Annotated in this window: 13 protein-coding genes; all 13 read left to right on the top strand. The window is 71.8% G+C overall.

The genetic code is table 11. The features are described 5' to 3' along the window. Positions 1 to 4: 4 nt before the first annotated feature. Positions 5 to 715: a (d)CMP kinase gene (gene cmk, locus NW198_RS08995; protein ID WP_087315037.1), complete on the top strand. Its 711-nt coding sequence runs from the start codon at positions 5 to 7 to the stop codon at positions 713 to 715. After that, the gene (locus NW198_RS08990; protein WP_087315035.1) at positions 712 to 1,458 is read left to right on the top strand and encodes a 1-acyl-sn-glycerol-3-phosphate acyltransferase; all 747 of its coding nucleotides are present in this window, start codon (positions 712 to 714) and stop codon (positions 1,456 to 1,458) included. The genes cmk and NW198_RS08990 overlap by 4 nt, the downstream gene beginning before the upstream one ends. 2 nt (positions 1,459 to 1,460) lie before the next feature. Then, positions 1,461 to 2,303, top strand: a complete 843-nt coding sequence (gene ispH, locus NW198_RS08985) for a 4-hydroxy-3-methylbut-2-enyl diphosphate reductase (protein ID WP_258340858.1) — start codon at positions 1,461 to 1,463, stop codon at positions 2,301 to 2,303. A gap of 346 nt (positions 2,304 to 2,649) precedes the next feature. Continuing rightward, the gene (locus NW198_RS08980; RefSeq protein WP_087315031.1) at positions 2,650 to 4,032 is read left to right on the top strand and encodes a DUF512 domain-containing protein; all 1,383 of its coding nucleotides are present in this window, start codon (positions 2,650 to 2,652) and stop codon (positions 4,030 to 4,032) included. A 221-nt stretch (positions 4,033 to 4,253) separates the two neighbouring features. Continuing rightward, positions 4,254 to 5,588 (top strand): ribosome biogenesis GTPase Der, encoded by a 1,335-nt coding sequence (gene der / locus NW198_RS08975; protein ID WP_258340857.1) that lies wholly within the window; start codon positions 4,254 to 4,256, stop codon positions 5,586 to 5,588. Further along, entirely contained in the window at positions 5,585 to 6,277 is a 693-nt protein-coding gene (locus NW198_RS08970; RefSeq protein WP_258340856.1) for a glycerol-3-phosphate acyltransferase, read from the top strand. Before der ends, NW198_RS08970 begins: the two co-directional genes overlap by 4 nt. Next, positions 6,274 to 7,314, top strand: a complete 1,041-nt coding sequence (locus NW198_RS08965; RefSeq protein WP_258340855.1) for an NAD(P)H-dependent glycerol-3-phosphate dehydrogenase — start codon at positions 6,274 to 6,276, stop codon at positions 7,312 to 7,314. Before NW198_RS08970 ends, NW198_RS08965 begins: the two co-directional genes overlap by 4 nt. Beyond that, on the top strand, positions 7,314 to 7,991 hold the full coding sequence (gene rpe / locus NW198_RS08960; protein WP_258340854.1) for a ribulose-phosphate 3-epimerase: 678 nt from the start codon (positions 7,314 to 7,316) through the stop codon (positions 7,989 to 7,991). The genes NW198_RS08965 and rpe overlap by 1 nt, the downstream gene beginning before the upstream one ends. Positions 7,992 to 7,994: 3 nt before the next feature. Beyond that, positions 7,995 to 9,182 carry a cysteine desulfurase family protein gene (locus NW198_RS08955; RefSeq protein WP_258340853.1) on the top strand — a complete coding sequence of 396 codons (1,188 nt, stop codon included), beginning with the start codon at positions 7,995 to 7,997 and terminating at the stop codon, positions 9,180 to 9,182. A gap of 8 nt (positions 9,183 to 9,190) precedes the next feature. Beyond that, positions 9,191 to 9,913: a zinc ribbon domain-containing protein gene (locus NW198_RS08950; RefSeq protein WP_087315023.1), complete on the top strand. Its 723-nt coding sequence runs from the start codon at positions 9,191 to 9,193 to the stop codon at positions 9,911 to 9,913. Continuing rightward, positions 9,910 to 11,124 carry a bifunctional phosphopantothenoylcysteine decarboxylase/phosphopantothenate--cysteine ligase CoaBC gene (coaBC, locus tag NW198_RS08945; protein WP_258340851.1) on the top strand — a complete coding sequence of 405 codons (1,215 nt, stop codon included), beginning with the start codon at positions 9,910 to 9,912 and terminating at the stop codon, positions 11,122 to 11,124. Before NW198_RS08950 ends, coaBC begins: the two co-directional genes overlap by 4 nt. Positions 11,125 to 11,288: 164 nt before the next feature. Then, a complete protein-coding gene (locus tag NW198_RS08940) occupies positions 11,289 to 12,134 on the top strand; it encodes a deoxyribonuclease IV (RefSeq protein WP_258340850.1) in 846 nt (281 codons plus the stop codon). Positions 12,135 to 12,356: 222 nt separating this feature from the next. Next, a partial coding sequence (locus NW198_RS08935; protein WP_258340849.1) for an ABC-F family ATP-binding cassette domain-containing protein occupies positions 12,357 to 13,868 on the top strand: 1,512 nt, incomplete at its 3' end.

The raw sequence follows: 13,868 nt of genomic DNA, 5'->3' as shown, positions 1-13,868 counted from the left end.
GCGCATGATCGTTGCCATCGACGGGCCCTCGGGCTCCGGGAAGTCCTCCGTCGCGCGGGAGGTCGCCCGCCGCTGCGGCCTCACCTACCTCGACACCGGGGCGATGTATCGCTCCGTGGCCCACGCCTGCCTGGAGCGCGGCGTGGACCCGGCGGACGACGCGGCCACGGCCGAGGTCGCCCGCGGGCTCGCGATCGAGTTTCTCCCCGACGGCGAGGGCCAGCGCGTGATCGCGGGCGGCGAGGACGTCACGGCGCAGATCCGCACGCCCGAGGTCGAGCGCGCCGTCTCGCCCGTCTCGGCCAACCCCGCCGTGCGCGAGGCCATGGTCGCCGCGCAGCGCCGCTTCGGCGAGACCGGCGACGTCATCGCCGAGGGGCGCGACATCGGCACCGTCGTGTTCCCGGCGGCCGACGTCAAGGTCTTTCTCAGCGCCTCGCCCGAGGCCCGCGCGCGGCGTCGTGCGGTGCAGCGCGGCGGGGGGGACCTCGCCCGCGGCGTGGGCGCCGACGTCGACGCAAAGGAGGAGCGCGCCGTCCTCGAGGCCCTCGTGAGGCGCGACGCCTATGACTCCTCCCGCGCCGCCTCGCCGCTTCGCCCGGCCGCCGACGCCGCCCGCATCGACTCCTCGGAGCTTCCCTTCGAGGAGGTCGTCCGGGCCGTGATCGCGCTTTCGCCCGAGCTTTCCGCCCGCGCCGAGAGGGGGCAGCGATGACCGAGAAGAACGAGCCCCAGGGCGCCCCCGCCTCCCAGGGCCGCATGCGCGCCTTTGCCGGCAACACCCTCGACGACTACTACGACCACGCGCTGAGCGAGCACCCGCTGCCGGGGCGCCTGTTCATCGGCGCCGTCGTGAACATCCTGTGGGTCGTCACGCGCATCCTGTGGCCCTGGAGGATCGAGCACGCCGAGCGCCTGCTCGCCGACCCCCGCGGCCGCGTGGTCATCATGAACCACCAGTCCATGCTCGACCCGGTGATCGTGGTCGTCACGATGTGGCGCGCCGGCGTCCCGGTGCGCATCGTCTACAAGAGCGACTTCGACCGCATCCGCCCGGCCGCCTGGCTCTTCTCGCGCGCCGGCGGCTTTCCCGTGGAGCGCGGCACGGCCGACATGAGGACCGTGCGCCGCGCCCGCACGATGCTCATGCGCGGGGAGTGCGTGCTCATCTACCCCGAGGGCACCCGCATCCGGAGCGACGCCGACGAGAAGCCCCACGGCGGCTACGCCATCATGGCCCAGCTCGCCAAGGCGCCCGTGCAGCCCGTCGCCATGATCGGCGCCCGGCGCCTGCGCCCGCGCAGCCGGGTGTTCGTCGACGTGGGCGAGCCGATAGAGTGGTCAGAGCTCTCCTCCGAGAAGCGCAAGGAGCAGCTCGCCGAGATGGAGCGCGAGGGCATGCGACGCGTCTACGAGCTGCGCGACGAGCTTCGCCGCGAGCACCCGGGGGTCGAGTAGCCATGGTCGAGATCCGCGTGGCGAGCGAGGCGGGCGCCTGCTACGGCGTGGAGCGCGCGCTCCAGATGGTCGAGGCCGCCGCCGACGAGCGAGCGGGGCGCGTCCACACGCTCGGCCCGCTCATCCACAACCCGCGCGTGGTGGCCGGCCTCGAGGAGCGCGGCGTCACGGTGGTCTCCTCGCCCGAGGAGGCGGCCGGCGACGCCCTCCTGCTGCGCACCCACGGCGTCACGCCTGACGAGGAGGCGCGGGCGCGGTCCCTCTGCTCGCGCGTGCTCGACGCCACCTGCCCCTTCGTGAAGAAGGTCCACCTCGCCGCCGAGCGGCTCTCCACCGAGGGCTACCAGGTCGTGGTGGTGGGGGAGGCGGGTCATCCCGAGGTGGAGGCGACCCTGCCCCACGCGCCGGGGGCCGTCGTTATCGGGTCGGCCGCGGAGGCCGCCGCGCTGCCGCACGCCCGCAAGGTCGGCGTGGTGGTGCAGACCACCGCGCGCCGCGCCCTTCTTGCCGCGGTCGTGGGGGAGCTTCTGGGCGTGGCCGAGGAGGTGCGCGTGGTCAACACCATCTGCGAGGCCACGGCGGGGCACCAGGCCGCGGCCGACGAGCTCGCCCGCGAGGCCGACGTCATGGTCGTCATCGGCGGGCGAAACTCCGCCAACACCACGCGCCTGGCCGAGATCTCCGCCGCCCGCTGCCCGCGGACGCACCACGTGGAGGGCGCCGACGAGCTTTGTCCCTCGTGGTTCGAGGGCGCGCGGGTCATCGGCATCACCGCGGGCGCGTCCACGCCCGCGAGCCAGATCGAGGCCGTCCGCGAGCGCATCGCCGAGCTGGCGGGGGAGTAGGGCGTCCTTCTCGCCCGGCCGGCGAGCTGCACGCACTTGACGACGTCGGCCGGGAGCGCGCCCGCACTTCTCGCCCGGCGCATCCAGTGCGGGTGACGGCGCACTCGATGCGCGCACCAGGCAGCATTGGCCGAGAAGGAATGCGCACTCGATGCGCCAAGCGCCCAAAACTGCCCGCACTCCTTGCCCGCATTCATGAGTGCGGGCACGCAGCGCGGACGCGACGCCTCGACGCGCGACCCAAATCCTCATTCGGGTTCATGACGGACACGAATGAGGATTTGGGTGCGCGGTCCGCGGCATGGCACAATGACAGCAGAGAAGAACCTGGAGCCGGGAGGACCTCATGGCTGAGCAGAAGCGCGCCGACTACGCGTCGACCAGGCCCCAGGCCACGGGCGCCTGGGTCGCCTCGGTCGAGGAGGGCAGCCCCGCCTGGGAGGCCGGCATCGAGCCCGGCATGCGCGTCGAGCGCGTGAACGGCGTTGTTCCGCGCGACCTCATCGACTGGCGCTGGGAGGCCGACGGCGGAACCTGCGAGCTCGAGGTCTTTGACCCGCGCGACGGCACCACGACGCCCTGCGAGCTCTGGCGCGAGCCCGGCCAGGACTGGGGCGTCGACTTCACCGACGTGCTCTTCGACGGCATCCGCACCTGCGTGAACGCCTGCCAGTTCTGCTTCATGGCGATGCTTCCGCCCGAGGCGCGCGCCACGCTCACCCTGCGCGACGACGACTACCGCCTGTCCTTTCTCCAGGGCAACTTCGTGACGCTCACCAACGTCTCCGACGAGGAGGCCGAGCGCATCGTGACCTGCGGCCTCTCGCCGATGAACGTCTCCATCCACGCCATCACGCCCGAGGTGCGCCGCTCGCTCATCGGCCGGCACGCCGACCGCGGCATCGAGGTCCTCGAGCGCCTGCTCGCAGGCGGCGTCGAGGTGCACGCGCAGATCGTCCTGTGCCCCGGCATCAACGACGGCGACGAGCTCCGCGCCACCCTCGACTGGGTCGAGGCGCGCCCGGGCATCACCTCGCTCGCCATCGTCCCGCTCGGCTACACCAAGCACAGCCGCCGCTTCAAGAGCTCCTACTCGGACGACCCCGAGGCGTCGCGCGCGGTCGTCCGCCTGCTCGAGCCCTATCAGGAGCGGGCGAGAAGGACACTCGGCATCACGCGCTTCCAGCTCTCCGACGAGTTCTACGTCGACGCGCGCCTGCCCGTCCCCCCTGCCGAGACCTACGACGGCTACCCGCAGTTCTACGACGGCATCGGCATGCTGCGGAGCTTCCTCGACGAGACCGCGCTCGTGGCGAGCGAGCGCGCCGGCGACCTCGCCCGCATAGGCGCGACCCTTGCCGAGAAGGACCTCGTCGCCGAGCTCGTCTGCGGCGAGGCCGCCCGCGAGACCATCGACGGGCTCTGCGCGCTCGCCTCGCCCGAGGGCCGGCTCCGCACGCGCGCGATCCGCAACGACTACTTCGGCGGAGACGTCAACGTGACGGGGCTCATCGTGAGCGAGGACCTGCTCGCCCAGCTCCCGGCCGACCTCGCGGGCACGCTCGTCGTCCTTCCCGAGGTGATGTTCAACTTTGACAGGCTCACCCTCGACGGAGACTCGCAGGGGCGCATCCTCGAGGAGCTCCGCCGCCGCGGGGCCCTCACGGCCGTCAGCGTCCCCAACCCCGGCGACTACCTCGACGCCCTTCTCGCCGCCCTCGATCTGTAACGCGCCCGACGCGGGCGGCCGATTATGCAGCAGCAGCTCGTCGCGGCGCTGCCAGCGTCCGCCGCGAGTTCTTGGCGAGCGTCCTTCTCGCCAAGCTGTCCGAGCGCCGGATGCTGGCAGCGCCGCGACGAGCGGACGACCCGTGGATTTCTCGCGCTCACAGGCCAAAACCAACCGCTCATGGTAAGATTTGCAGGTCAAACGAATAGCAAGGAGGCGAGATGCCCAAGCCCGTAGTCGCCGTGGTCGGCCGTCCCAACGTCGGCAAGTCCACGCTCGTCAACCGCATCGCGGTGAGTCGCGACGCCATCGTCCACGAGTCGCGCGGCGTCACGCGCGACCGCTCCTACCACGACGCCGACTGGAACGGACGCGACTTCACCCTCATCGACACCGGCGGCATCGAGTCCGTCAAGTCCAAGGACGTCTTCGCCCCGCGCATTCGCGAGCAGGCCCTCATGGCCTGCGAGGAGGCCGACGTCATCGTCTTCGTGGTCGACGGCACCACCGGCGTCACCGACGAGGACGAGGAGGTCGCCCGCATCGTCCGTCGCGTCGAAAAGCCCGTCTTCCTCGTCGTCAACAAGAAGGACGACCCCTCGCGTGAGCAGGACGGCCTGTGGGACTTCTACTCCCTGGGCGTCGGCGAGCCGCGCCCGCTCTCGGCCGGTCACGGCCACGGCACCGGTGACCTGCTCGACGACATCGTCGCCGCCTTCCCCGAGGAGGTCGAGGAGGAGCCCGAGGAGGACATCCTCTCCCTGGCCATCGTGGGCCGCCCCAACGTGGGCAAGTCCAGCCTCGCCAACCGCCTCGCCAACAAGAAGCGCTCGATCGTCTCGGACGTCGCCGGCACCACGCGCGACGCCATCGACACCGTGATCGAGTGGAAGGGCCAGCCCATCAAGCTCGTCGACACGGCCGGCATGCGCAAGAAGACGCAGGTCCACGAGGACGTCGAGTACTACAGCCTCGTCCGCGGCCTACAGGCCATCGACCGCGCCGACGTGTGCCTGCTCGTCGTGGACGCCACCGTGGGCGTCACCGAGCAGGACCAGAAGGTCGCCGGCATGGCCATCGACCGCGGCTGCGCCCTGGTGCTCGTGCTCAACAAGTGGGACCTCGTCGAGACCGAGCAGCAGCGCGACGAGATCGTGGCCTCGATCAACAAGCGCCTCGCCTTCGCGCCGTGGATCCCCACCGTCAACGTCTCCGCGCTCACCGGCCGCGCCACCGACAAGGTCCTCGCGCTCGCCGTGCGCGCCGCCGAGGCCCACGCCTCCCAGACCAGGACCTCCGAGCTCAACGACCTTCTCGCCCAGATCCGCGAGGGCGGCCACACCCGCTCCGAGAAGGGGCGGCGCCTCAAGATCCAGTACGCCACGCAGACTGGCTCCAAGCCGCCCGTCTTCACCTTCTGGTGCAACGCCCCCGACCTCGTGGACGACAACTTCGAGCGCTTCCTCGAGAACCGCCTGCGCGACCGCTTCGACCTCACGGGCACGCCCGTGCGCCTGAAGTTCCGCCGCAAGTCCGAGGGGGGCGACCGCGCGTGAACGAGCTCGCCGTCTGGACCGTCGTCTTCACGGCGGGCGCCTACCTCGTCTGCGGCATCCCCTTCGGCCTGATCGTGGCCATGGCCATGGGCCACGTCGACGTGCGCACCGTGGGCTCGGGCAACATCGGGACCACCAACGTCGCGCGCTCCGTGGGCAAGGGGGCCGCGGGCCTCACGCTGCTGCTCGACGCCGCCAAGGGCCTCGTCTGGATGCTCGTGGCGCGCTGGGCCATCGCCGCGCTCGCCCTCGGCGGGGACGCGGCCTCCCTCGACCACACCACGGTCTTCGGGACGACGCTCTCCTGCGTCTTCCTCGGCTGCATCCTCGGCCACGTCTTTAGCCCCTACCTGCGCTTCCGCGGCGGCAAGGGCATCGCGGTGGGCTTTGGCGCGGCGCTCGGGCTCTACTGGCCCATCGGCGCCGGCCTGCTCGCGCTGTTCCTTCTACTCGTGATCCCCACGCGCTACGTCTCGCTCGGCTCGGTCGCGGCGGCGGCGTCGCTGCCCGTGTGGTGCGCGGTCTTTGGCTTCCCGCCCGTCTCGATCGCGCCGGTCGCCGTGGCGGCCGTGGTCGTCATCTGGTCGCACCGCGACAACGTCCGCCGGCTCGCCCACGGCGAGGAGCGTCGCTTCTCGTTCCACAAGAAGGGCGAGAAGAACGACCCCGTCGAGAGGGAGGCCAGGTGAGCGCGCGCGTGGGCAAGGTCGCCGTCATCGGCTCGGGGTCGTGGGGCACCGCCATGGCGGGGCTTCTCGCTGCCCGCGCCGGCGAGGTCGCCCTGTGGTGCCGCGACGCCGCGCTCGCCGACGAGCTCAACGCCACCCGGAGAAACCCGCGCCACCTGAGCTCCTACGAGCTGCCCGCGCCGGTCCGCGCGACCCACGACGCGGCGGACGCGCTCGAGGGGGCCGAGGTCGTGGTGCTCGCCGTGCCCTCTGCCTACCTGCGCCCCACCTGCGCGCGCATGGCCTCGCTCGTGCCGCCCGAGGCGCCGGTCCTGGTGCTCAGCAAGGGCGTCGAGCTCGGGACCCACGAGCTCATGCTCGACGTCGCGGCCGACGAGCTCGGCGGGCGTGGGCGCGTCGCCGTGCTATCGGGCCCCAACCACGCCGAGGAGGTCTGCCTCGGCAAGCTCTCGGCGGCGGTCCTCGCCTCCGAGGACCCCGAGGTCGCCCTGCGCCTCCAGCGGCTGCTCGTGAGCCCGTCCTTTAGGGTCTACGTCTCGCAGGACGTCACCGGCGTCGAGGTCTGCGGCGCCGTGAAGAATGTCGTGGCCATCGCCTGCGGCGCCGCCGTGGGCTTTGGTGCGGGCGACAACACGCTCGCCGTCATCATGACGCGCGGCCTCGCCGAGATCGGCCGCGTGGCCGCCGCGCTCGGCGCCGACCCGCTCACCCCGATGGGCCTCGCCGGCATGGGGGACCTCGTGGCCACCTGCACCTCCCGTCACTCGCGCAACCGTACCTTCGGCGAGGCGCTCGCCCGCGGCGAGACCCTCGAGGCCTTCGAGGCGCGCGAGCACGTCGTCGTCGAGGGCGCCCGGGCCGCGGAGAGCGTGCTCGCCCTCGCGCGCGCCCACGGCGTGGAGGTCCCCATCACGAGCGCCGTCCACGCGGTCCTGCACGACGGCGTGGACGTCCAGGAGGCAACGGACATGCTGCTCGGGCGACGCCCGAGCGAGGAGTTCTACGGAATCTCGACACAGGAGAAGGAGAGCAACTGATGCTCGAGGAGATCAAGATCGCCCCGTCGGTGCTCGCCGCCGACTTCGCCCGCCTCGGCGCGGACGTGGCCGACGTCGCCACGGCAGACCTCATCCACTTCGACGTCATGGACGGGCACTTCGTCCCCAACATCAGCTTCGGGCCTGACGTGCTGCGCGCCGTGAAGGCCTCGACCGGCCTGCCGGTCGACGTCCACCTCATGGTGTCCAACCCCGAGGTCGCGGTCCGCGGCTACCTCGACGCAGGCGCCGACATGGTCTCGTTTCACTACGAGGCGGCCACGCACGCGCACCGCATCGTCTCCTACATCCACGACCGCGGCGCCAAGGCCGCCGTGGCCATCAACCCCGCGACGCCCGTCTGCCTGCTCGAGCCGCTGCTCGGCGAGCTCGACATGATCCTGGTCATGACCGTCGACCCCGGCTTCGGCGGCCAGGCGCTGATCGAGAGCTCCCCGCGCAAGCTCCGTCGCCTGCGCCGCATGTGCGACGAGCACGGCGTGAACCCGCTCATCGAGGTCGATGGCGGCATCACCGAGGCCACGGCGCCGCTCGTGACGGCCGCCGGCGCCAACGTGCTGGTCTCCGGCAGCGCCGTCTTCGGCGCCGCCGACCGCGCCGCCGCCATCGCCGCCCTGCGCGCCGCCGGCCAGTCCGGCGTCTCCAAGATGGCCTAGCCCATGACGGGAAGAGCCGTATATCTCGACCACGCTGCGTCCTCGCCGCTGCGCCCCGAGGCGCTCGCGGCCGAGCGCGCCTACGACCAGAGCGAGGTCGCGGGGGCCAACCCCAACTCGCTGCACACGCTCGGGCGCGCCGCGGCCCGCGAGCTCGACGGGGCGCGCCGCGCGCTCGTCGGCGTCCTCGGCGGGCGCTTCCGCCCCTCGGACGTGACCTTCACCTCCGGCGGGACCGAGTCCAACAACCTCGCCGTGATCGGGCTCGCCGAGGGCGCGCGCGGGCGCGAGTCCCGCAGGCGCCGCGTGGTGCTCTCCGCGATCGAGCACGACTCGGTCCTCGACCTCGTGGGGCCCCTGCACGAGCGCGGCTTCGAGGTCGACCTCGTCCGCCCGAGCCGCGAGGGGATCGTCGAGGCGGGCGCCCTGGAGGCCGTCCTCGACGGGGACTGCGCGCTCGTCTCGGTCATGTACGCCAACAACGAGACCGGCGTAATCCAGCCCGTCCCCGCGCTCGCCCGGGCGGCCCACGCCGCCGGCGCGCTCTTCCACACCGACGCCGTCCAGGCCCTCGGTCACGTGCCGCTGGAGCTCGCCGACGTCGACGCCGTGAGCGTGGCCGCCCACAAGCTCGGCGGCCCCGTGGGCGTGGGCGCGCTCGTCTGCCGCGGGCGCGTGCCGCTGCGACCGCTCTCCTTTGGCGGCGGCCAGGAGCAGGGCCGGCGCGCCGGCACCCAGGACGTTCGCGGGGCGCTCGCCTTCGCCGCGGTCGCCGAGGCCTGCCACGCGGGGCTCGACGCCGCGCGCGAGCTCGTCGCGGGCCGCGCCGAGAGGCTCGTTGGGCGCCTCTGCGCCCCCGGCACCGGCATCGTGGCAACGGTCGCCTCCCGCGTCGACCGCCTGCCCGGCATCGTGAGCGTCATGGCCCCCGGGCTTGACTCCGAGACCATGATCTTGGCCCTCGACCAGGCGGGCTTTGAGGTCTCCGCCGGCTCGGCCTGCTCTTCTGGCTCCCTTGACGCGAGCCACGTCCTTCTCGCCATGGGCATCCCCCGCGAGGAGGCGCTCGGTTCCCTGAGGATCTCCTTCGACGAGCGCGTGGACGAGGGCGACCTCGAGCGCTTCGCCGACACGCTCATCACCATCGTCGCCGAGCGCGGGGGCGCCCGCGCGCGGCGCCCGAGAGAATAAGGACAGAGATGACTGAAGCAACCGCCCTCATGAGGCTCCAGGAGCTCGACCTCGAGCTGCTCAAGTGCGCCTCCTCGCTCGCATCCATGCCGCAGCAGGCGCGCCTCAAGACCATCGGCCTGGCCGCCAGGAAGGTCGCCAGCGAGCTCACCGGCATCGTCGGCCAGCGCAAGGACGCCGAGCTCGAGCTCGCCGACACCCGCGCCGACCTCGCGCACTATCGCGAGAAGACCGCGGAGGTCCAAGCCCTGGCCGACGCCGGCGGCCACACCCACCGCGAGATCCGCGACTTCGAGCAGCAGCTCACCTCGCTCGCCAAGCGCATCGAGAAGTGCGAGTTCCAGATCGGCCCGCTGACCGAGCGCCTGGAGCGCCTCGAGCGCGCCGAGAAGAACGCGCGCCTCACCGCCGAGCGCCTGGAGGGGGAGCGCGCGACTACCGAGTCCGCGCTCACCGAGGGCTCCAAGGCGCTGCGCTCCCGCATCGTCGAGCTCAGCCGCGAGCGCGAGCGCGCGGCTGAGGGCGTCTCTCCCGAGCACCTCGCCGCCTACGAGAAGGCGCGCAAGCGCTTCAAGGGCCTCGCGGTGGAGCGCCTGGCGGGCAACGTGCCGAGCGTCTGCCGCGTGAAGCTGCAGCCGAGCTCCTTCCACGACCTCGCCCACGGCGACGAGATCACCGAGTGCCCGTACTGCCACCGCATCCTCATCACCTCCGAGGAGGGCCAGGCGTGAGCGGCGGGTCCGCGCGTGCGGGGGAGCGCCGGCCGCGCGTCCTTCTCGCCGTGTGCGGGGGCATCGCCGCGTACAAGGCCTGCGAGGTGCTGCGGGGCCTTCAGAAGGCGGGCTGCGAGGTCCGCGTGACCATGACCGCGGACGCCGAGCGGTTCGTGGGCGCGGCAAGCTTCGAGGCGCTCTCCGGCTCTGCGGTGGCAACCTCGCTCTACGGCAACCCCGGCTCGCCGATCCCGCACATCGAGCTCGCCGAGTGGGCGGACGCCGCCGTGGTGGTCCCCGCCACGGCCAACGTGATGGCCAAGATGGCCTGCGGCATCGCTGACGACTGCCTCACGACGACGCTTCTGGCCTGCTGGGGGTGCTGCCCGGTGCTGGTGGCCCCCGGCATGAACGTCCACATGTGGCAAAGCCCCGCCACGCAGGCCAACGTCGCCCGCCTGCGCGAGCGCGGCGTGCGCTTTTCCGGCCCCGACAGCGGGCGGCTGGCCTGCGGGGACGTGGGCGAGGGCAAGCTCGCGGCCGTGGACGAGATCGTGGCCGCGGCGCTCGCGCTTCTTTCACCGCGCGACCTCGCCGGGCTGCGCGTGCTCGTGAACGCCGGGCCCACGCACGAGGCCATTGACCCGGTCCGCTACATCGCCAACCGCTCCACCGGCAAGATGGGCTACGCGCTGGCGGAGGCTGCGGCCCGCCGCGGGGCGGAGGTGACGCTCGTCTCCGGGCCCACCGCGCTCGCCACGCCCGCGGGCGTGAGCCGCGTGGACGTGGAGAGCGCCGCGCAGATGCACGACGCGATGGTCGCGGCCTTCGAGGGCGCCGACGCCGCGATCTGCAGCGCCGCCGTGGCCGACTACACGCCCGCCGCGCCGGCCGACCACAAGCTCAAGAAGTCTCGCGAGCACCTGGACTGCGTGCCGCTCACGGAGACGGCGGACATCCTGGCCGACCTCTGCGAGCGCAAGGGGGAGCGCGTCGTCGTGGGCTTTGCCGCCGAGACCAACGACCTTCTCGCCCACGCGACCGAGAAGCTCCGCCGCAAGGGGGCCGACCTCATCGTCGCCAACGACGTGAGCCGCCCCGAGTCCACCTTCGGGGCCGACACCAACCGCGTGGCGCTGGTGAGCGCGGCAGGCGTGGAGCAGCTCGAGACCATGCCACTGGCGGACGTGGCCGACGCGATCCTCGACCGCGTCGCCGCGCTCTGCTAATTCTGCTAATTGGGGACGTGTTATTTCGTGCAGACGTTTTGGGACAGGTTATTGCGTGGTGGCGAATGCCGCAGACGTCACGTTTCAGTTGCCGCCCACCTGCCCGATAACCTGTCCCAAAACGTCTGCACGAAATAACACGTCCCCAAATGACAGGAGCGAAGATGCCCGACCTCAGGATTGGCTGCCACCTCTCGACGTCGGCGGGGTATGCCGCGATGGCGGCCGACGCCGTGTCCATCGGCGCCACCACGTTCGCGTTCTTCACGCGCAACCCGCGCGGCGGCAACGCGCGCGAGCTCGATGACGCCGACCTCGCCGCGTTTCTCGCCACGCTCGAGGAGCACCGGATCGGGCCGCTCGTGGCGCACGCGCCCTACACCATGAACCTCTGCTCCGCCAAGCCCGAGACCGTCGAGTTCGCGCGCCGCGCGATGCGCGAGGACCTGGCGCGCATGGAGCGCCTGCCCGGCCACCTCTACAACTTCCACCCCGGCGCCCACGTCAAGCAGGGCACAGGCGAGGGCATCCGCCTCATCTGCGAGGGGCTCAACGAGGTGCTGGTCCCGGGGCAGGCCACGACGGTGCTGCTCGAGACCATGGCGGGCAAGGGCACCGAGGTCGGGCGCAGCTTCGAGGAGCTCGCGCGCATCATCGACGGCGTGGAGCACGACGAGCTGCTGGGAGTGTGCCTGGACACCTGCCACGTGGCCGACGCGGGCTACGACATCGTGGGCGACCTCGCCGGCGTGCTCGACGAGTTCGACCGCGTGATCGGGCTCGAGCGCCTGCAGGCGCTGCACCTCAACGACTCCAAGAACCCCTTGGGCAGCCACAAGGACCGCCACGAGAGGATCGGCGCGGGGACGCTCGGCCTCGACACCTTCCGGGCCGTGGTCCGAGAGCCGCGCCTGGCCGGGCTGCCCATGGTGCTGGAGACCCCGCAGGCGGGGCTCGACGGCTGGGCGGCCGAGATCGCGCTGCTCCGCGGCCTGGCGGCGGGGAAGTAGCGGGCGCACGCCCTTCTCGGCGTGACGCCCTTCTCGGCCGGTCGCGGCGTTACCTACTTCTAAACCATGTGGCAACGGGCATCCAGCGCCGGATTATCTCGCCGAGACCCTCGTTGCCACATGGTTTTGAAGCAGGTAATCGCATGGGCCCGGCCGGTCGCGCGCCAGGCGAGAATAACGCGCGGCCCGTATACTATCGACGGAAAGACACGGGAGGTCGGCATGGGAATCCTCATCGGCCTTGAGCACGTGGGCCACGAGTGGCCCGGCAAGCGCGTGCTCGAGGACCAGACCATAGGCATCAACGAGGGCGATCGCATCGGCATCGTCGGGCGCAACGGCGACGGCAAGTCCACGCTGCTGGAGATCGTGGGCCACGTGCTCGAGCCCGACGCGGGCGCCGTGACCTGGCGCCGCAACCTCTCCGTGGGCTACCTCGGCCAGGCGGACGACCTCGCCGACGCCGACGCCGTGCGCCGCGCGATCTTTGGCGACGTGCCGGACTACACCTGGGCCTCGGACGCTCGCATCCGCGCGATCCTGGACGAGCTCGTGGGCGACCTCGACCTCGACGGTGCCGTCGGCGAGCTCTCCGGCGGCCAGCGTCGCCGCGTGGACCTCTGCCGCGTGCTCTGCCACACCTGGGACGTCGTCCTCATGGACGAGCCCACCAACCACCTTGACCTCGCGGCCATCGAGTGGCTGGCCGAGCACCTGCGCCGCCGCTGGCCGGCGGGGGAGGGCGCGCTTCTGGTGGTAACGCACGACCGATGGTTCCTCGACGAGGTCTGCGAGCAGATGTGGGAGGTCCACGACCGCCACATCGAGCCCTTCGAGGGCGGCTACTCCGCCTACATCCAGCAGCGCGTCGAGCGCGAGCGCCAGGCGGCCGTCATGGAGGAGCGCCGACAGAACACCCTGCGCAAGGAGCTCAACTGGCTCGCGCACGGCGCCAAGGCGCGCACGAGCAAGCCCAAGTTCCGCGTCGAGGCGGCCCGCGCGCTCATCGCCGACGACCCGCCGCTGAGAAACCCGCTCGAGCTCAAGCGCCTCGCCGTGAGCCGCCTGGGCAAGCAGGTCATAGAGATGTCCCACGTGAGCTTTGCCTACGGGCACGGCCCGCGCGTGATCGAGGACGTGGACTGGCTCATCGGCCCCGGCGACCGCTACGGCATCCTCGGCGCCAACGGCGCGGGCAAGTCCACGCTGCTCGCGCTCATGACGGGCGCGCTCACGCCCACGTCGGGCACCGTGAAAATCGGCGCGTCGGTGCGCTTTGGCTTCATGAGCCAGCACCTCGACGCGCTGGGCGAGAAGGACGACTGGCGCGTGCTGGAGGTCCTCGGCCGCTACAAGCGCAGCTACCTCGTGGGCGGCAAGATGCAGAGCCCCACGCAGCTCATCGAGCGTCTGGGCTTCGAGCAGCGCGAGCTGCAGAACTTCATTCGCGACCTCTCCGGCGGGCAGCGCCGGCGCCTGGCGCTTCTGTGCGTGATCCTCGAGGAGCCCAACGTGCTCGTGCTCGACGAGCCGGGCAACGACCTCGACACCGACATGCTCGCCGTGATGGAGGACCTGCTCGACAGCTGGCCGGGGACGCTCCTCGTGGTCTCCCACGACCGCTACCTCATGGAGCGCGTGACCGACGACCAGTTTGCGCTGCTGGACGGGCACGTGCGCCACGTTCCCGGCGGCGTTGACGAGTACCTGCGGCTGCTCGCGGCGGCCGAGAAG

Source organism: Thermophilibacter sp. ET337, assembly GCF_024733715.1.
Taxonomy (GTDB): Bacteria; Actinomycetota; Coriobacteriia; order Coriobacteriales; family Atopobiaceae; genus Thermophilibacter.
The sequence above is the reverse complement of the archived record's forward strand: the minus strand, read 5'-3'. Positions and strand labels throughout refer to the sequence as shown.